The organism is Erythrobacter sp. A6_0, from assembly GCF_017744235.1.
Classification (GTDB): domain Bacteria; phylum Pseudomonadota; class Alphaproteobacteria; order Sphingomonadales; family Sphingomonadaceae; genus Qipengyuania.
Map to the genome: position 1 here is coordinate 301,829 of NZ_JAGHQR010000004.1, position 18,684 is coordinate 320,512.

The 18,684-nt window shown below is 64.2% G+C and carries 19 protein-coding genes and 1 pseudogene; 10 read left to right on the forward strand and 10 right to left on the reverse strand.

Features of this window, described 5'->3' with window-relative positions; genetic code table 11:
* The first annotated feature begins 48 nt into the window (after positions 1 to 48).
* Together J7347_RS12670 and J7347_RS12675 are read left to right on the forward strand one after the other, a co-directional pair.
* Complete coding sequence (locus tag J7347_RS12670; protein ID WP_209162407.1) at positions 49 to 657, forward strand: winged helix-turn-helix transcriptional regulator; 609 nt, start codon at positions 49 to 51, stop codon at positions 655 to 657.
* Positions 658 to 720: 63 nt separating this feature from the next.
* Entirely contained in the window at positions 721 to 1,518 is a 798-nt protein-coding gene (locus tag J7347_RS12675) for a crotonase/enoyl-CoA hydratase family protein (protein ID WP_233999314.1), read from the forward strand.
* A gap of 21 nt (positions 1,519 to 1,539) precedes the next feature.
* Here J7347_RS12675 and J7347_RS12680 read toward each other — a convergent pair whose 3' ends face one another.
* Positions 1,540 to 3,042 carry an acetyl-CoA acetyltransferase gene (locus J7347_RS12680; protein ID WP_209162408.1) on the reverse strand — a complete coding sequence of 501 codons (1,503 nt, stop codon included), beginning with the start codon at positions 3,040 to 3,042 and terminating at the stop codon, positions 1,540 to 1,542.
* 74 nt (positions 3,043 to 3,116) lie between these two features.
* On the opposite strand from J7347_RS12680, the gene J7347_RS12685 reads away from it, so the two are divergent.
* The 7 genes from J7347_RS12685 to J7347_RS12715 all read left to right on the forward strand — a co-directional run bounded on the left by J7347_RS12685 (position 3,117) and on the right by J7347_RS12715 (position 10,696).
* The gene (locus tag J7347_RS12685) at positions 3,117 to 4,094 is read left to right on the forward strand and encodes a nitronate monooxygenase family protein (RefSeq protein ID WP_209162409.1); all 978 of its coding nucleotides are present in this window, start codon (positions 3,117 to 3,119) and stop codon (positions 4,092 to 4,094) included.
* A gap of 11 nt (positions 4,095 to 4,105) precedes the next feature.
* Complete coding sequence (locus J7347_RS12690; protein ID WP_209162410.1) at positions 4,106 to 5,143, forward strand: aldo/keto reductase; 1,038 nt, start codon at positions 4,106 to 4,108, stop codon at positions 5,141 to 5,143.
* A gap of 152 nt (positions 5,144 to 5,295) precedes the next feature.
* Positions 5,296 to 6,006, forward strand: coding sequence for a response regulator transcription factor (locus J7347_RS12695; protein WP_067681399.1), 711 nt, complete (start codon positions 5,296 to 5,298; stop codon positions 6,004 to 6,006).
* 51 nt (positions 6,007 to 6,057) lie between these two features.
* A complete protein-coding gene (locus J7347_RS12700) occupies positions 6,058 to 6,984 on the forward strand; it encodes a PHB depolymerase family esterase (protein ID WP_245174065.1) in 927 nt (308 codons plus the stop codon).
* 445 nt (positions 6,985 to 7,429) lie between these two features.
* Positions 7,430 to 8,470 (forward strand): alpha/beta hydrolase, encoded by a 1,041-nt coding sequence (locus tag J7347_RS12705; protein ID WP_209162411.1) that lies wholly within the window; start codon positions 7,430 to 7,432, stop codon positions 8,468 to 8,470.
* 51 nt (positions 8,471 to 8,521) lie between these two features.
* Positions 8,522 to 10,117 (forward strand): alpha,alpha-trehalase TreF, encoded by a 1,596-nt coding sequence (gene treF, locus J7347_RS12710; RefSeq protein WP_209162412.1) that lies wholly within the window; start codon positions 8,522 to 8,524, stop codon positions 10,115 to 10,117.
* Positions 10,118 to 10,204: 87 nt separating this feature from the next.
* Positions 10,205 to 10,696, forward strand: a complete 492-nt coding sequence (locus tag J7347_RS12715; protein ID WP_209162413.1) for a MarR family transcriptional regulator — start codon at positions 10,205 to 10,207, stop codon at positions 10,694 to 10,696.
* A 27-nt stretch (positions 10,697 to 10,723) separates the two neighbouring features.
* Here the strand turns inward: J7347_RS12715 and J7347_RS12720 are convergent, their stop codons facing one another.
* The 7 genes and pseudogenes from J7347_RS12720 to J7347_RS12745 form a co-directional block, all read right to left on the reverse strand.
* Complete coding sequence (locus J7347_RS12720; RefSeq protein ID WP_245174066.1) at positions 10,724 to 12,484, reverse strand: TonB-dependent receptor; 1,761 nt, start codon at positions 12,482 to 12,484, stop codon at positions 10,724 to 10,726.
* A 111-nt stretch (positions 12,485 to 12,595) separates the two neighbouring features.
* Entirely contained in the window at positions 12,596 to 13,117 is a 522-nt protein-coding gene (locus J7347_RS13370) for a TonB-dependent receptor plug domain-containing protein (protein WP_245174067.1), read from the reverse strand.
* Entirely contained in the window at positions 13,114 to 14,199 is a 1,086-nt protein-coding gene (locus tag J7347_RS12725; RefSeq protein WP_209162414.1) for an alpha/beta hydrolase, read from the reverse strand. Before J7347_RS12725 ends, J7347_RS13370 begins: the two co-directional genes overlap by 4 nt.
* Before the next feature lie 287 nt (positions 14,200 to 14,486).
* Positions 14,487 to 15,281: pseudogene (locus tag J7347_RS13375) on the reverse strand (SDR family oxidoreductase).
* Positions 15,278 to 15,577, reverse strand: coding sequence for a hypothetical protein (locus J7347_RS13380; protein ID WP_348521627.1), 300 nt, complete (start codon positions 15,575 to 15,577; stop codon positions 15,278 to 15,280). Before J7347_RS13380 ends, J7347_RS13375 begins: the two are co-directional and overlap by 4 nt.
* Positions 15,574 to 15,834 carry a hypothetical protein gene (locus J7347_RS13385; protein ID WP_245174068.1) on the reverse strand — a complete coding sequence of 87 codons (261 nt, stop codon included), beginning with the start codon at positions 15,832 to 15,834 and terminating at the stop codon, positions 15,574 to 15,576. The genes J7347_RS13380 and J7347_RS13385 overlap by 4 nt, the downstream gene beginning before the upstream one ends.
* 317 nt (positions 15,835 to 16,151) lie before the next feature.
* Positions 16,152 to 16,631, reverse strand: a complete 480-nt coding sequence (locus tag J7347_RS12745) for a MarR family transcriptional regulator (protein ID WP_209162417.1) — start codon at positions 16,629 to 16,631, stop codon at positions 16,152 to 16,154.
* Between the two features lie 261 nt (positions 16,632 to 16,892).
* On the opposite strand from J7347_RS12745, the gene J7347_RS12750 reads away from it, so the two are divergent.
* On the forward strand, positions 16,893 to 17,252 hold the full coding sequence (locus tag J7347_RS12750) for a hypothetical protein (protein ID WP_209162418.1): 360 nt from the start codon (positions 16,893 to 16,895) through the stop codon (positions 17,250 to 17,252).
* A gap of 168 nt (positions 17,253 to 17,420) precedes the next feature.
* On the opposite strand, the gene J7347_RS12755 is transcribed toward J7347_RS12750, so the two are convergent.
* Both J7347_RS12755 and J7347_RS12760 read right to left on the reverse strand, forming a co-directional pair.
* Complete coding sequence (locus J7347_RS12755; protein ID WP_209162419.1) at positions 17,421 to 18,143, reverse strand: hypothetical protein; 723 nt, start codon at positions 18,141 to 18,143, stop codon at positions 17,421 to 17,423.
* A complete protein-coding gene (locus J7347_RS12760; protein WP_209162420.1) occupies positions 18,140 to 18,679 on the reverse strand; it encodes an RNA polymerase sigma factor in 540 nt (179 codons plus the stop codon). Before J7347_RS12760 ends, J7347_RS12755 begins: the two co-directional genes overlap by 4 nt.
* Positions 18,680 to 18,684: the final 5 nt, after the last annotated feature.

An 18,684-nucleotide genomic window follows, 5' to 3' on the forward strand; every position in this document is an offset into this window, starting at 1 on the left:
CGCTAATTCCCTTTTCGGCCCGCATGTCCGCGCGGCCGGGAAGGGTCGATGCCGCATCGTTTCGTCTGGATTTCGCTCGCGCCGGAGCCGCCGCCCGATTGGGATCTGCGCCGCCGCGGCTGGACGATGGTGCCGGGCGAGGAAGGCCCCGAACCGCGCCTGTTCGACCGGCGGGAAGCAACGGCTCATGCCCTGCCGGAGAGGCCGACGCGTCTCATGGCGGCTCTGGGCGTAGAAGCCGGGCCGGCGCGCGCCGATCTGCTCTCGCGCGGGTTCGGCGATGCGCTCGGGCCCGACGCCGGGCTGGAGGAATTGTCCGCGCGGATGGAATTGATGGCCGAGAATGCCGCGCGGCTCCGGCGCGAATTGTCGGCGGGCCCTGTCACGCTCGACCTCTTTCACCGTGACGGGCGCGTGGGAAAGCGCTGGCTGGGCCTCCACCCGCGCGAATTCGCGCTTCTCTGGCATCTGGCGGAAATACCGGAGAAGGCGGTGTCGCGGGCCGATCTGCTGATGGAGGTCTGGCGGCTGAAACACGATCCGGGCACCAATTCGCTCGAAGTCCATGTGTCGCGCCTGCGCTCGAAGATCGCCGCCGCCGGTGTGAAGGGGTTGGTCGAAACCGCATCCGAAGGTGGGTATCGCCTTTCACTGTGACGCTGGACAGGACCGCCGCCTTTCCCCACCATCGGCACAAACCCGCGATGAAGGAGCGTGAGAGTGCAGGAAAACGATCGGATTCGGATCGATCTCGGCGATGACGGCGTGGCGCAGGTGCGCTTTACGCGCGGCGACAAGATGAACGCGCTCGATCCCGAACAGTTCGACCGGATTATCGAAGCGGGCGAATATCTGCGTGACCTGAAGGGCCTGCGCGTCGTGGTCCTGTCGGGCGAAGGGCGCGCCTTCTGCGCCGGGCTCGACCTGACCAGCATGGCCGAGGGCGGCTCGAACCCGCAGGCCAAACTGGCGGAGCGCACGCACGGCAATAGCAATCGCGCGCAGGAAGCCGCCATGACCTGGCGCAAATGCCCGGTACCGGTGATCGCGGCAGTGCATGGCGTTTGCTTCGGCGGTGGCCTGCAGATTGCGAGCGGGGCCGATGTCCGCATGGTCCATCCCGATACGCGCATGGCAATCATGGAGATGAAATGGGGCCTGGTGCCCGATATGGGCGGATATGCCCTCTGGCGCGGGCTGGTGCGCGACGATGTCTTGCGCGAGCTGGTCTACACCAATCGCGAATTTACCGGGCGCGAGGCGCAGGAGCTGGGGCTGGCGACCTTCGTCGACGAAGATCCGCTGGCCCGCGCGACGGCGTTGGCTGAAACCATCGCGCGCAAGAATCCCGCCGCCATTCGCGGCTCGAAACGCCTGTTCGACGTGATGCAGGACCGCGATACCGATGCGATCCTGATGGCCGAGAGCGAGGAGCAGGATCACGTGATCCGCAAGCCCAACCAGATCGAGGCCGTGATGGCCGAAATGCAGAAGCGAGCGCCCCGTTTCGAGGATTGAGGCGGCGGGCTTTCCGCCAGCTCAGCCTGCGCGGAAATGCCGCAGATCGCCATCGCCCGCTTCGATGAGGCCATCGGAGCCGACCGGGTCGCGCCGTCCGTTGGACAGGAAATCGAGCGTGGCGCGATCGTTTGCCGGGACGGCGGCCAGCGTCCGCTCTCCTGCTGGCGTCAGAGCGACCACCGTTCCCATACGCACCGTGCCGTCGCGACGATAATGGACGGTGTAGGTCTCGATTCGTACCGGCCCTACATACTCCTCGTCCAGCGACGGGATCGGCCCGCGCCGGGCATCGGCTTCGGCCTGATAATCGTAATCTTGCGGGAAGGAAGCACCGGTCGGCTGGCTCGACAGCAGGATCGTGTGATTGTGCGTCGCATAGCCGCCATTGGCAAACAGCAGCCCCTTACCGCCATTTTCCCGCAACCGCTCGACCATGCTGGCCACCGCGTGGCTCATATAATTGCCGATCGGTCCGCCGCCGAAGGTCAGGCCTCCGAAAACCGTGATGGGCCTGTCCGCAGGCCAGTCGAGCACGCGCCGTGCCATTTTCGGGACGCAGGGGAAACAGCTGTAGAGTTCGACGTGATCGAGATCGGCGGCAGTCACGTCGTTCAGTTCCAGCGTGCGCTCGATCGAGACTGCCATGCCGGGGGAGGCGGCATAAGTGTCGCGCTTCAGGAAATCCGCATCCTCGTGCGCCGCCGCGCCGTGGCCGATATGGATCAGCCGCTCCTCCGCGATCCCGCGCCGACGCGCTTCGGCAAGGCTGGCGACGATGAACCCCGCGCCCTGATTGACGCTTGAGTTGGCGACCTGGAACTTGGTGTAGGGAAAGGCAATCGGGCGGTTGCGTTCGGACGGTGTGACCACCTCTTCCGCCGCCCTTTCCTCGTTCAGCCATGCATGCGCGTTCGTTGAGGCAACCCGGCTCATTCCGACCCACAGCGCGCCGCTTTCCGCCTGGCCCTCTGCCAGCGACTGCCCCCATGAAGAGCGTGCGGCGTTCTCGTACAGAGGATAGACGTCGACCGGCAGCGTGAGGCCGTAATTCTGCGCATAGCCCGCCTTCTTGCGATGCGGCGCATCGCGCAGCGCGTTGGGCTTTGCGCCGTCGGTGCGTGGTTTCAATGCCGCGAGCTGCCCGGCCGTGCGCAGCGCTTCCCCGCCGACGACCGCACAGATCGCAGCTTCGCCCGCGCCGATCCGGTTCGCCGCATCGTGCAGCAATTTTATCGGGCCATCGCCATTGGGGCCGGGCGTGTGGTCGCGATGGGCGGGCGCGATGGCGAGCGCGGCGCATAGCGCGTCCTCGACCGGATTGAGCTGGGGCCAGCCGATCTGCGTCACCACTGCAAGACTGTCGCAATCGCTGAGCAAGCCGGCTGCGCCGTCCCGTTCCGCCCGCCGCAGCGCTTCGGCCATCAGGCCGACCGGATCGAGCCCGTCTCCGGGCTGGTCGGGCCGGTCGTTCACCTGCCCCACGCCCACGATCACCGGTATCCGTTCCGGGTTCAAGTGCATCCGATCTCTCCCTTGCCACGTCTTCGCCCCATGGATACCGGTTGCAAAACGAAACACAAAGGAGAGGCCTGCCCATGAAGACCGCGATCACCGAGATGTTCGGCATCCAGCATCCCATCATCCAGGGCGGCATGCATTATGTCGGCTTTGCCGAGATGGCGGCGGCGGTTTCCAATGCGGGCGGGCTGGGCATCATCACCGGGCTGACGCAGGGCACGCCCGAAAAACTCGCCGACGAAATCGCGCGCTGCAAGGACATGACCGACAAGCCCTTCGGCGTGAACCTGACCTTCCTCCCTTCGCTGAACCCGCCCGATTATCCCGGCCTCGTAAAGGCGATCATCGAAGGCGGAGTGAAGGTGGTCGAGACCGCCGGGCGCAATCCGGAACAGGTCCTGCCGCATTTGAAGGATGCCGGGATCAAGGTGATCCACAAATGCACCAGCGTGCGCCATTCGCTGAAAGCCCAGTCGATCGGCTGCGATGCGGTGTCGGTCGACGGGTTCGAATGCGGCGGCCATCCGGGCGAAGACGATATTCCCAACATGATCCTTCTCCCCCGCGCGGCGGACGAGCTGGAGATTCCCTTCGTCGCCAGCGGCGGCATGGCCGATGCGCGCAGCCTCGTCGCCGCGCTCGCGATGGGCGCCGAAGGGATGAACATGGGCACCCGCTTCATCGCGACGAAGGAGGCGCCGGTGCACGACAATGTGAAGAAGGCGATCCTCGCCGCGAGCGAGCTGGACACCCGCCTCGTCATGCGGCCCCTGCGCAATACCGAGCGCGTGCTAAACAACGATGCGGTCGAGCGGCTGCTTAAGATCGAACAGGAGAAGGGCGAAGATCTGAAGTTCGAGGATATCTACGAACAGGTCGCGGGCGTCTATCCGCGGATCATGTCGGAAGGGGACATGGATGCGGGCGCCTGGTCCTGCGGCATGGTGGCCGGTCTCATCAGCGACATTCCGACCTGTCAGGAATTGATCGACCGCATCATGAACGAGGCCGAGGCGATCATTCGCCAGCGGCTCGCCGGCTTCCTAGACGCGTAAGGGTTTCGATCATGGATTATGTCAATCTCGGCCGTTCGGGCCTCAAGGTCTCGCGCCTGTGCCTTGGCTGTATGAGCTATGGCGATACGAGCTGCGGCTGGCATGGCGACTGGGTGCTGGATCAGGACCAGTCGCGCCCTTTCATCCGCGAGGCCATCGAGGCCGGGATCAATTTCTTCGACACCGCCAACATGTATTCGATGGGCGCATCGGAAGAGGTGATCGGGAAACTGCTGCCCGAATTCGCCCATCGCGACGAGATCGTGGTGGCGACCAAGGCCTTCCTGCCCTGGAAACGGGCGCCGAACGCCGGTGGCCTGTCCCGCAAGGCGCTGTTCCAGGCGGTGGACGACAGCCTGAAGCGGCTCGACATGGAGTATGTCGACCTGTTCCAGATCCACCGCTGGGACGCCTCGACCCCGATCGAAGAAACGATGGAGGCGCTTCACGATATCGTGAAGATGGGCAAGGCGCGCTATCTCGGCGCGTCCAGCATGTATGCCTGGCAATTCGCCAAGGCGCAGGAAACGGCGCGTGCAAACGGCTGGACGCCCTTCGTCTCGATGCAGAACCACGTAAACCTGCTTTATCGCGAGGAAGAGCGCGAAATGATCCCGCTCTGCGAGGATCAGGGTGTGGGGCTGATCCCGTGGAGCCCGCTGGCGCGCGGACGGCTGGCGCGCGCCTGGGACGAAAGCACGGTGCGCAGCGAGACCGACGGATTCGGCAAGACGCTCTATCGCCAGCATGTCGAGGCGGATCGCGCCACGATCGAAGCGGTCGGCGAAATCGCCGAAGCGCGCGGCGTCGAGCGGGCCAGCGTCGCGCTCGCCTGGCAGTATTCCAAACCGGCCATGGTCGCGCCGATCGTGGGGGCGACCAAGCCCGGTCATATCGCGGCGGCAGTGGCGGCCACCCAATTGGAGTTGAGCGAAGACGAGATCGCGCGACTGGAAGCGCCCTATCTGCCGAAGAACCCGGTCGGCGTGGAAAGCACGGTTGCGGGCGATCTCGAGTTGACCCTGCGCGGAGATTCCGAACGCTCCTGACAGGAAAAGGCGAAAAATCGCCTGTTCTGCGACAGCCCTGTCACATTCGCGGCATCCCCGTCACGCATCGGTCACGCAATCGCGACACAAAGCCTTGAGCCAGAGGGCCCCCAGCGAGGGGCTAGGGGGCGTGGGCGACGTGTCGGGGTGCCATGGATATCGTTACGATCTTTCTGACCGGGCAGGAGGCCGAGGGACTGGAACCCTTCGACCATGACAATACGCATATCGTGTTCGACCGGCTGACAAGCGAAGGCCCCCGCCGGATCGCGGAAGGGCAGGTCTGGGCTTTCATCGACTGGGTGCTCGACGACATGTCGGGCCTCGAACTGTGCCGTCGCCTGCGCACCGATCCGCGCATGGCGGACGCGCATATCACCATGGTTCTCGATGCCGCCGACAATGGCGGGGACGGCGGCGGCGACAGTGCGGCGCATGAAGAGGACCGGCGGCGTGCGCTGAAGGCCGGGGCGGATGATTACATGACCGGCCCGATCGACAGGCACGCGGTGCTCGACCGCGTGTTCGCCCTGCGTTGCCCGCGTCAGCAGCACCGCGTCGCCCGCGTCATCGAGCTGGGCGCTTTGGTGATCGATCTGGGTTCGCTGCAGGCGCGCTGGGATGGCGAACGATTGGCCTTGCGGCCGAACGAGTTCCGCCTGCTGCGCTTCTTCGCCGAGAATCCCGATCGTGTGTTGAGCCGCCAGGATCTGATCGCGGGTCTGGGGAAACAGGAACCGCCGATCGACGAGCGCACAGTCGATGTCTGGGTCGGCCGCCTGCGCCGCGCGCTCCAGGCGGCGGGCGCGGGCCAGCCGCTGCGCACCGTGCGTTCGATGGGCTATGTCTACGACAGCGCCTGACGCGGATCGCCATCGGAGCTTTGCGGCGCGGATCGTTTGCGGCACAGTGTCATGATGCTGATAAAACGCCATTCCCTTCGCGCCGCACGCCTCCTGTCCGCATTCGCCGCGTTCCTGTGGGGATCGCTGGCTCTCGCCGCGCAATGCCCGCTCGATCAGGGACAACAGCAATTCCGGTTCGGTACAACGGCCAAGCCGTCCGGCCTGCTCGTGCCCGAAACAGAGCCCAGCGGGGATTATGGGCCGCGCCCGCTCGTCATCCTTCTGCATGGCAGCGGCGCCACCGGCGAAGCCATGCTGCGCGATTCGAAATTGGCGCAAACCGCGCAGCGGCACGGCTTCCTGCTCGCTTATCCCGATGCTGGCATTCCGGCAGGGCAGGGCTTCGTCTGGAACATTCCCGGCATACCGACCGTCACGGGCGAGGTGCCCGGCCCCATGGACCGTGACGACACCGCCTATCTCGTCGCGCTCGCCGATGCGCTCGTCGCGGCGGGCTGCGCGGATCCTGCGCGCATCTACGCGACCGGGCTTTCCGGCGGAGGGCGGATGGTGTCGTGGCTCGGTTGCACCGTCCCCGCTCGCTTCGCCGCCATCGCCCCGGTGGTGGGCCTGCGCGCAGGCAATCCGAGCGCAGAGGACCGGATGCGGCCCGATCCCGAAACCTGCGAACCCGACGCCCCGATCGCGGTGGTCAGCTTTGCCGGGCTCAAGGATAACACCAATCCGATCGCTGGCGATGGCGGCGATCGCTGGGGCTATTCCATGCACGCCGCCGAACAACGCTGGGCCCAGCTCAATCGCTGCACCGAAGCACCCACGACGCGCTGGATCGAGCCCGGCCTTTACGAGGAACGCTATGGCGGCTGCGCCCAAGGCACCGAAGTGATCGCCCGCGTCAGCGTGGACGGCGCCCATAGCTGGGTCGTCGACAACGAAGCGATGTGGCAAGCGCTGTCGCGCCACCACAGGGACTAGCGGCGTAGATAGCGGGAGAGAGGAATGGTGGACGAGGCAAGGATTGAACTTGCGCCCCCCCTATTGTCTGGGACCAGTGTCGCGATGATCGAGAAGCACTATGGCCATCTTGTGCGCGACGATGCCGAAGACGCGCTGGCGACCTTGGTCGTCTAGGATGAGGTCAACCGATGAAATTCGAGACCGCATCAGTAAATTGGTCTGGGAGACCGGATGCGAGACCTCGCCTCCCGGCCGGAAATGTCTATAGAAAACTGCGGGAGAACCGACAGGCGTGTTATATTTGACGCCGTGGGTGCCTTTGGGAGCATCGGCACTGATTTACCGGTCCCAAGCTTGCTGTCGCCATCGAAGGACGCGCTTTTGCCAGGCGACGTAGACAACGTCGATGCTACTACCGTAGAAGGACGAGGGCTGCATTTTTCTCAATTCTTGGACCGGTCCAATGATGTCGATCCGCCTCCTCTTGGTGTTTGCCACAGTGGCGCTTTCGGGATGTACCGCTTCCACCTCCCCGACAGAGGTCGTGCCATCGAACCAGCTCGATCAGGCTACCCTTGCCGTCATGGAGCAAATGGACCGGGAAAAGGCCCCTGCGGACATTGCGGGCCGGATCGACGCGCAGCGAGCTTTCTACGGTGAGTGGAACGATCGCAGGCTTGAGGAGATGCGGCAGGTCTTCTCCACGACAGACAGGCGCGTGACGATCGGAGGGGTTCCAGTCGACATCGTCGAACCTTCGGAGGGCGTGGCGCCGCGCAACGAGAACCGGGTGCTCATCAACGTTCATGGCGGTGCGTTCATGTGGGGTGCCGGGAGCGGAGCACTGGTCGAATCCATTCCCATCGCCGCGACGATGGGAATCCGTGTCGTGGCGGTCGATTACCGTCTGGCGCCCGAAAACCGCTACCCCGCCGTGTCCGAGGACGTCACCGCCGTCTATTCCGCGCTGCTCGAAGACTATCCGGCTGCGAATATCGGCATTTACGGCTGTTCCGCCGGGGGCATCGCGACGGCGCAGTCCGTCGCCTGGATGGCGCGGCAGGGCTTTCCGCGTCCGGGCGCGATCGGCACGTTCTGCGGGACGGGCGCGCCCTATTCCGGGGACAGCCGACGCCTCGACGCGCTGTTCGAGAGCGGGGAAATGGCGAGCCAGCCGGAGCTGCCTCGGACCCTCACCAATCCCTATATGGAGACTGTGCCGCCGAGTGATTGCGCGGCCTATCCCCTGACTTGCGAAGGCGACATTGCGAAGATGCCTCCGACCCTGCTCCTCGCCGGAAGCCGGGATTTCGCCGCTAGCGCTCTCACGCTGGCGCATCGCCGCCTCGCTGCGGCTGGCGTCAGCAGCAGGCTGTTCCTGTTCGACGGGCTTCCGCACGCCTTCTTCATGTGGCCGCAAATGCCAGAATGGCGCGAGGTCTACCGGACTGTCGCCGAGTTCTTCGATCAAGAGCTTGGGACAGAGGCGAAGCAAGAACCTTGACCCTGAAGCTTTTTGGCGCGAAATCTGGATGAGTTCACGAGGGAGGGCAGGATGGATTTCGGTGCGGTGCGGCTGAGCAGAGTTTCGTCGATCCGCCGGGTGTGCCTGGCCTTCGTCGCGGCGATCGCCCTTGGCGCAAATCAGGCTCCGCCGACCCCTTCTGAACTCTATGGCGATTTGTTCGTGGAGGTGCAGGAACAGCGGATTTTCGGCGACAACAAGACCTTCGTCGACGCCGTCCCGCTCCGCGCGCCCGAACAGATCATGGCGGACTATCGTGCCGCGCCCCCGGCCGACGAAGAGGCCTTGCGTGCCTTCGTTCTCGCCAATTTCAGCGTGCCGGGCATCGCCCCCACGGCGCCGCTTGCTCTGCGCGAGCACATCAGGGCCCTATGGCCCGATTTGGTCCGGCAGCCGCGTAAAGAGGTCGAGGGCGGATCGCTTATCGCGCTGCCTTTGCCCTATGTCGTTCCGGGCGGCCGGTTCCGCGAAATCTATTACTGGGACACCTATTTCACGATGGAGGGATTGCGCGCCGATGGCGAAGCGGTCCTTGTCGACAATATGATCGACGACTTCGTCAGCCTGATCGAACGGTTCGGCCACGTGCCCAACGGGACGCGTACCTATTACGTCAGCCGTTCGCAGCCGCCCTTCTTCGCCCTGACGCTCGATCTGTCGGAAAATACCGACCCTGTTGTAATTGCCCGGCGCCTGGCGGCCCTGCGCACCGAATACGCGTTCTGGACGAGGGGCGAGAGGTGCGCGACGAAGGGATCGCCGTGCGAGCGTGTGGTCGTCATGCCCGACGGTTCGATCCTGAACCGCTATTGGGATGGGCGCGATACCCCTCGCGACGAATCTTTTGCCGAGGATCGCGCCACGGCAGCCGAGGTCGAGGGCGAGCCTGCCGAAAAGGTCTATCGCAATCTTCGCGCCGCTGCCGAAAGCGGATGGGATTTCAGTTCGCGCTGGTTCGCAGACGGGCGAACGCTCGCCACGATCAGGACGACCGACATCGTACCCGTCGATCTCAATTCGCTTCTCTACGCGATGGAGATGCGCATCGCGCGCGGATGTCGCGAGGCTGGCGATCAGGCTTGCGCGGATGGTTTCGCCGCCCGCGCCAGTGCCCGGCGCGCCGCGATCCGCAAATATCTCTGGGTCGATGGAGAGGCGCGCTATGCGGATTGGAGCAGGCTCGAAAACCGGCCAATCCCCGGATTGACCGCCGCCACGCTCTATCCCCTGTTCACCGGCGTGGCGACGCCCGACGAGGCCGGCAAGGTCGCGCGGACCACGCAAGAACGGTTGGTCGCGCCCGGTGGCCTCAGGACGAGTCTGGTGCGCACGGGCCAGCAATGGGACGCGCCCAATGGCTGGGCGCCGCTGCAATGGATCGCGGTCATGGGGCTGGAGCGATACGGTCACGACGAATTGGCGCGACAGATCGCTTCGCGTTGGATCGACACGGTCGATCGGACCTATCGTGAAACCGGCAAGATGCTCGAAAAATACGACGTCGAGGAGCAGAAACCGGGCGGTGGTGGCGAATATCCGACGCAGGACGGGTTCGGCTGGACCAATGGGGTGGCCAGCGCCCTGCTGGAAAAATATCCCGGGCTGGACCCTGCCGACGCCCCATAGGAAGAACCAATCCGGTCCGCCGAGGTTTGTCTCGCGGCGCCGATCCGCTAGTCCCTCGCCACGTTCGCTGCGAAGGACCCCCAATCTTTGATTAAAGAGCATCTTCACGTTGCCCGGCTGACGCGGGCCCTGGCCTCGCATCTGCTGGAGAGGGCGGCGCTGACCGCGCGGCATCTCGATTTGGGCGTCACCGAGATCCGCGCCGTCGAACAATTGTATCTCTCCCAGCCCATGACGATCGGAGACTTGGGTAGCAGTTTAGCCCTGACGAGCGGATCGATGACCGCCCTCGTCAAGCGGCTGATCGCCAAAGAAATTGTGGTGAGGCAGGACGACGAGGAAGATCGCCGCCGGGTCTGGATATCGATCAATCCCGACAAGATCGCCTGGTTCGAAACCTTCTATCTCTCGACCATCGCCATAGGTCAGCGGGCCGTGGAGGACTTTCCGCAGGAGGATCTCGAGACCGTGGTGCGGTTTCTCGAACATTATTGCGCGGCGTCCACCGCCTCGACGGAAAATCTCAAAAAGGAATTTCGCGCGGAGAAAAGAGCCGGAGCGCGCACGCCCCGGCCCTGAAGTGGCCCGTCCGGGCGGCCTGCAATATTAGAACGAGATCGAGGCTCCGAAGGTGAAGGAGCGGCCGAGGATCGGTCGGGCAAGGATCGGACCCGTCCCCTGCGATCCGATGATCCGCGGATTGCCTTCGGTGAGGCCGATCTCGTTGGTGAGGTTCGTGCCGGTCACCTGAAGCCGGACCCGGTCGCTGATATCGACGGAGGCACCGGCATCGAGCTGGTAATAGGACGGGAGCAACTGGTTGTTCTCCGGGTCCGAAAAGCGATCGCCGGTATAATAGAGCGTGGCGTAGACGGACGGCCTCAGCCCGCCGATGTCCACCTCGTAGCTCGGCGTCACGCGCCAGCGCCAATTCGGCTGGCGCTGCACCTGGTTGCCGGTGTTGTCGATCGCGCCGTTGCTCGTGAAGAAGCCCTGATAGGTCGCATCGAGATAGGTGGCGCCGAACGCCAGGCTGAGGCCTTCGATCGGCTCCAGCGCTCCTTCGACCTCGACGCCGGTGGCCTTCGCCCCGCCGACGGCGGAGGAGGGCGCTCCGTTGATGATCTGGATCGTCGCCAGGCCGCTGAAATCGTTATGGAACAACGTCGCGTAAAGGTTCAGCCAATCCTTGGTGATCTTCAGCCCGCCCTCATAGGTATCGACGGTGGCGATATTGGTCACCCCTTCGCGCAAATTGTCGAATTGCGGGAAGGCCTTGCCCTTGCTGTACCGGGCAAACACGCCGACATCCGGGGTGAAGTCGAAATTCGCGCCGCCGGTGAACGACCAAGCGTCTTCCGAATAGGCGATGGGCGTCTGCACTGGGCCCCGCTGGGCATCGTTGTTGTTGTAGAGGGTGGTCGGATTGCCGTCCGTATTGCTGTAGAACGGCTGGCGGACATAGCCGTCGACCGAATGCTTCTGCCAGCGCAGGCCCCCGTCGATCCGCAATTGCGGCGTGATCTGCAATTCGTCGACGAGATAGAGGGCGATATCCTCGCCCGAATAGGCGGCATCGAGGAAATAGAACGATCCCTGCACGAAACCGTCGCGCGTGGCGACGCGGCCATCCGCAAAGGTCAGATTGATGCGGCGTGCATTGTCTTCCGCCGTCAGCAGCAGGCCGTTGGCCAAATTCCAGTCGTCGCGCGTGAAATATTCGGCGTAATAAACCCCGCCCGTCAGCGTGTTTCCGCCCGTGCTGAGCTGAAGGGCGAGATCGTTCACGAAGCTGTCAATCTTCTTCTCGACGGTCCAGATGCCCGCCTGGATCACCTGCTGGTTGGGTGAGACTGCACCTCCTCCATTGACGAAGGTCAGCGAGCCGATCCGCGATCCCGCGCCGCCGCGGGCAGCGGCGAAATTGGCAGCCGTCGTGGGTGGGCCAGCGGGGACGAGGCCGGTGGTGAAGGCGTTCCCGCCGAGGAAGCTCATGCGATCGCGGATAGTGAGCGAATCCGACAGGGCGAATTCGACATTCGCGCCGACATTGACGATTTCGGCACCGCGTCCCTTGGCGAGATCGACCTGCGCGCCCGAATTCAAAGTCGTGAAGCGACCATCGTTGCTGGCGAGGGTGCCATAATTCGCGTCGAACCCCGGAAATTCGGAAATATCTTCGCCGTTCTGAATGATCGGGATCGGGAGCAGCCACTGGCCCCGATCGTCGAGATAGCGCGCATAAAGGAGGATCGTCCCGTCATTGCCGAAATCGTGCCGGATATTCGCGGTGATCTGACCGCCCCTTTCCGCATCGAACTGCGGATCACGCACGCCGCTACCCTGCCGATAGAAGCCGCCGATCATGAAGCCGGTATCCTCGCCGAGCGGACCCGAAAGGTAGGCGTCCGCCCGGTATTCGCCGTAATCGGTTATCGAGCCTTCGAATTCGCCTGCAAGGACCGAGCCGCCTTCGCGCTACACGAGGTTGACGGTGAGGCCCGGCTGACCGTTCGAGAACAGCGATCCGGTCCCGCCGCGAACCGCCTCGACTCTCGCGACGGTGTTGTCGATGCGGATCAATTGCGAGTTTTCGAGGAACGACAATGTCGGGGGCGGGAAGATCGGCGTGCCGGAGGACTGGAAGGTCACGAACACCGCATCGCCGCCCGACGGATAGCCGCGCACGAAGATATTGGCGCCGTTCTGGCCGCCCGATGTCTCCGCCGAAACGCCCGGAACCAGCTTGAGGAAGTCGGCCGTGCTCGCGGGTGCGGCACGCGCGATTTCCTCGTCGCTGAGGGCAGTGACGGCGAAGGCCGCATCCTGGCGAGTCGTGCCTGCGCCGGCGGTCCCGACCACCACGATCATCGGACTCTGCGCGCCGGTTTCGTCCTGGTTTTCCGAAGCCGCGCTTCTGTCTCCCATAGCGTCCTGAGCCAGCGCCGGAGAGGCACTCAATGCCAGAAGGCTTGTTGCAGCCAATATTACTTTCTTCATTGTTTCCCTCCCGTTTCCAGCGCGCCGGATCCCGTCCGAGCGTCATCTGATCCCAATTCTTTCCTGAAGAAGGCGCCGACTGTCCGATACGCCTCGCGGCTCTCCTGCGGTTCGGGGTCGGACATGAAGGAATGCCACATGCCGTCCCACACATGCAGGTCCGCCAAAACGCCTGCGCGGTTCAAAGCGGCATGGGTCGCGAGCACCGAGCTGAGGCCGCCGTCGCGCGTCCCGCTGATGAGCAGCGTGGGCGGAAAGGCAGCGATCGCTTCGGGCGAGGCCAGGGGTACGAGCTTCGGATCGGAGAAGTCGGACCCCGCGAAATAGGGGTGGGCCGTCCAGTCGATGCTGTTGCCCGGTTCGCCGCCGCTCGCGACCTGCGAGAGATAGACGGAATCGCCACCGGGCATGGATGCGCCCATGTAGAACAGGCCAATCGCGCCGGGGGAGGGCAGGTCGTGTTGCTGGAACCAGACGACGGACTGGGCAGTGAGCATCGATCCCGCCGAACACCCGTAGATCCCGATAGATTTCGCATCGAAGCGTTCGAGGAGGGAGGCGTAGACGCTCGCGACATCCTCGCTCGCCGCGGGGAAGCGCGCTTCGGGCGCGAGGCGGTAATCGACCGTCACGACCTGCATCCCGGAACTGGCGGCGATGGGTATCGCCTCGACCAGGGCGCCCGTATCGCTGCCCCAGAAGAAGCCGCCGCCATGCAAATTGATAAGGATCCGGCCCGGATCGGGCGCGCGGTCCGCCGGAGTGACGATCTGGACCGGTACGCCGCCGATCTCCGTCCGCTCGATCGACACGTCGTAGAGGGCGCGGAGGCGAGCGATGCGCGAGCGATCGACGACTGCGTAATCTTCCCGCACCTTGGCGATGTCCGGTCCGAAGGTCGGGCCGGGTGCGAGCACATGGTCGGCGAACCATTGCCCCGCTTCCGGCGAGGCGAAGTCGCTCCACGGGAGCTCGAACGCAGACACCTCAACTGCGGCGGAAGAAGGCGTCGCCTCCTGCGAGAATGCCGGGCCTGCCAGCAACCCGGCGATCGCAATCAGACCGAAACCAGATTTCCTCATCAGCGTCTCCCTCCGTAGCAAATCTCACGATCAACCTTGATGGTCAAGCAAAATACCTTCGCTGTGAAGGAATATGTTGGTTTTCGCCTAAACGATTGAAACGTCGATCATATTGCGTGCGGGGCGACGCCGACTGCGGCGAGAGCGCGCGTTAGACCGCAGATATCCTTCGACATCTTCAGCGACTCGCCATCACCGTAGATGCCGCTCGGGAGCTTGCTCTCGTTGGGGCGGGGCAGGTGTCTCGGCTCGCACGGCAATCCGCGTCTGGTCTGCGCCTCCCGCCCTCAAATGGCGACCTTGACCGAAGAGCCTCCATCGACCGGTAAGATCACGCCGGTCACGAACTTCGCCTCGTCGCTCATCAGATATAGCGCTGCGAAGGCGACATCCTCGGCCTGGCCCACATGGCCCATCGGAACGGCGCGGTCGCGGCCCTTTCTCAGCGCGTCCTTGTCTATGCCGCTGGCCTTGCTGTGCCCTTCGATCGCCATCGGCGTGTCGATCAGTTCCGGCGTGATGGCGTTGCAGCGCACCTGATGGGCGGCCTCATGGAAGGCGACGCTTTACACCAGTCGGTTCATCCCCGCCTTGGAGACCGAATAGGATATCATCGGACTGGGCGCGATCGAGGCGAGCGAGGATATGGCGACGATGGCGCCATGCCCGCTGTCGCGCAGCAAGGGGATTAACGCCCCCATCGTGCGCCGCGCCGCAGTGAGGTTGACCAGCATGATCCTGTCCCAGGCGTCGTCGCTGACCTTGCCTGCCGGGCCGTCGCCGCCGCCTCCGATGCCGATATTGTAGACGAGGCCGTCGAGACCGTCCCAGCGCGCCTTTGCTGCTTCGGCGACGCGATCGGCGGCCCCTTCCTCGGCGACATCGGCGACCATGACGGCATTGGGCCCGGCGCAGATGTCTGCCGTCGCTCGCGCGGCGGCTTCAACGCGATCGACCAGAAGGAGGTCGGCGCCCTCATGCGAAAAGATGCGAGCCATCGCGCGGCCATTGCCCTCCGTATCGCCGCGGGTCTGGCCCGCGCCGAGGATCGCGATCCGTTTGCCCGCCAGACGTCCGCTCACGCGAACAGCGGGCGCAAGGGGTCGTCGGCGACGTCGGGATCGGGCTCGACCCCGGCGGTCAGTAGAAACATGCAGACCTGCGAATACTGTCCGACCGTCCAGACGATGTCGATCGCGGTGTGATCCCCGAAGGTCGAGCGGATGCGCTCGAATGTGTCTGGCGCGATGCGTCCTTCTACGACCAGTTCGTCGACCGCCTTCATGACCATTGCCATCTCGTCGGTAAGAGGCGTGCGATCGCCGACGGCGATGGCGTGCAGCACTTCGTCCGTGAAACCATGCTGGCGAGCGATCACCGCGTGACGCAGAAATTCGTATTCGCAGCGGCGCAGCGCGCCCGTGCGCAGGATCGCGAGCTCGCGAAGCGCGACGCTGAGGGTGTTCTGGTCCGACAGGATATAGGATCCCCATCCCAGAACGCCTCCATGGCAGCGGGATGGTGCAGCATGGTGCGAAACACATTGTAGTCGCGTCCGCGCACCAGCATCGCGTCCATCATGCGACGCTGCCGCTCGCCCATCTCTGCATCGCCCAGCGGTTTCAACACGGCCATCGATTAGGATTCCTTCTCATGGCGCATCGAGAGGGCGGGGGTCCGCATCCTTATCGCAGTGTCGAATGCGGACGCTCCGATCCGGTCATTCACTCTGCGCCGCTTTCCAACAACCGTCGGCGCTATTCGGGCGCACGTGATGATAGCCGAGAAATCTCAGCTATCAAGAATCTTGATCATGAAGAGAAAAGGTGTCGCGCCGCTGCCGGGACAATTCGCATCTGGAATTTATACCGCCTGGAAGCAGGGTACTGAAGCAGTGGGGTAGACGCAGCCTGGGATTGCAGGCCCGCCGAAAAGACAATCGGAACGCTGTATCAGCGCATGGTCTTGCGCAGATCCTCGGTCCCGATGGCCGAGGCCTGGTAATAGGCTTCGAGGAAGCGGACCGCGGTCTGGCGGTCTTCCTTCGAGAAGCCCTTCACGACCCTGCTCCCGCCCTTGATCGTGTCTAGATAGGGCGCGATGAATTCGTCGGCCTTATCGGGCGCAATGGTGATCCACACCTTGCGGCGATCGTCTTCGTCGCGCGTGCGCACCACCAGCTTGTTCTTCAGCAACCGCCCGACCAGCGCCGTCACCGATCCGCTCGTCAACGCGAGGCTCGTGCCCAATTCGCCGGCGGTCATCGGGCCGGTCAGATAGAGCTGCTCCATCGCTCGCACTTCGGTGACGCCGAGGCCGTGATGGCGTGCCGTTATCGTCGCACGTTCCAACAGATGCGAGGCAAGTCCCCGCGTGAGGCGGGCGACCTGGAGGTGCTCGTCATCCATGTGGGTTCGGGCGGGCTGGTCCATGGCTTTCGCTTAGGCGAGAGCCATTGATGGGCGCAAGCTCTTCGCCCGTTGGACCGAGCGTCATCCCCGATGCCGACATTGGTCTCCGAAGCGGATGTCCGGTGCTTGTCGATCAATGCAGTCGGGAAGTCGCGCGCGCGATTTCCGAAGCCCGATAAAAAATCGGAAAATCTGTCGCCGAACGGATTAAAACCATCGGGCGTTTCGTTTCCCTCTCAGACGACCGGGTCGACCCGGCCGCGCATGAAAGGAAGACGATCGATGACCAAACCCGCCGCAATCCCGTTCCTCGCCCTTGTCCTGACCGGAGCGATCGGGGCGACCGCCGTGAGCGCTGCCATCCCGATGCTTTACGAAGAGCAGATGGCGCGTGCGGAAGAGGCCCTGATCATCACCGCGCCGATTGCCGGCATCGAGAACAGGTTCTGGTTCGATTACCGCATCGACGTGACCGAAGCGCAGAAGGAGCTGTCGAGCGATCTGCGCCGCGCGAGCGATCTGGAAGACCATCGCGATGCCTGGGAAGAATATGCGCGCGAGTTGAAGCACGAGCGCGTCCACTATGTCGAGGAAATGGCCGAGCGCGGCTATCGCATGGGCCGGGTCATCATCGTCGACTGAGCCTGGATCAGCGAACCAGAATCAGTAGCCCCCCGGGCCGCATCCCTGATCGGATGCGGCCACCCCTGAAGGAAGGATCGGACCAGCCCCCGATCCTTCCTTCTTCGCGCTCAGATCAGGGCAGAAGCCGACCGGAAAGCGAAAGCCGGGAAAGCTATCGCGGGCCGCTCAGCGCCATCCACGTTCGCGTGCGGCCTGCTCGGCCGCCGCGTCGAGAGCGGGGCCCGTCGCCATATCCTGCGCCTCCGCCAGGATCGCGCCATCATCGGCGCCTGCCATGCGGAAATCTGTCGAGGCGGCTTCGCCTCCTTCGGACCGGCGTTCGATTCTCCAGCCCTCGTCGTCGCGGCAGGCGATGCCGCCACCCGAAACGCCGCTGTAAGCGCGGCAAAACTGGCCGCCTTTATCCTCGAACGACAACAGCACGCGGGTTTCAGCCGCCGAAGATTGCTCGGCAACGAGCTGGTCGTCGAGCACTGCGGCGAGCTGAGGACCGGCATATCCGGCCCCCGGCCCGGTATTGGTGTCACCCAGAATGACGGCGATCGCTAGCGAGGCGGCCAGCGCGGGCCCTGCGATCCACCCCCAATGAGGGTGCCTCGACGGAGCTTCTCGTTTTTGCGCCTCCTGCTTCTGGCGCGCGGCGGCGAAATCGACCACCGTCTCGTCCTTCCGCGCTGTCAGGAGATCCGTCAGGCGGTCCGGCACCCCTTCCTCCAGCACGGGCGCATAATGCTGCGACAATCGCGCGGCGAGGGCGCGATGCCGCTGCACCTGTTTCGCCAGTTCGGGATCGGCGGCAATCGCCTCCCGGATCGCGGCTTCCCGCCCGGCCGGCAATTCCCCGTCCGCTAAGGCGGCGATCTCTTCAGGCGTCACGCGGGTGCTCATGCTTCGTCTCCCAGCATCTGCATCAGGGCATCGCGGCCCCTGACGAGCCGCGAGTTGAGCGTGCCGACCGGACAGCCCACGATCTCGGCGGCTTCCTTATAGGCATAGCCTTCCACCATCACGAGCAGCACCGCCTCGCGCTGATCAGGCGGAAGCGTTTGCATCGCGCGATCGACATTGCCGAGTTCGACCACGGCTTCCTGCGCCCCGTCGCCGCCGATGGTGACACCCGCTTCCTCGTCCACGAAGGTCTGCAGGCTGCGGGTCGTTCGGCGGCCCTCGTCGATCCAGATATTGCGCATGATCCGATACATCCAGCTATCGAGCCGCGTGCCCTGCTCCCAGCGGGAGCGATTGGCGAGCGCGCGCTCGATCGTCATCTGGCACAGATCGTCACCGTCGGACGGATTGCCGGACAGCCCGATCGCGAACCGACGCAATCGGGGCAGTAGCGCCAGCAAGTCTGTCTCGAAAGCGGTGTTCAGTGTCTCTGCCTTCCATGGGATTAAACGGACGGAGGCGCTCGTTTCATCCATGCTTA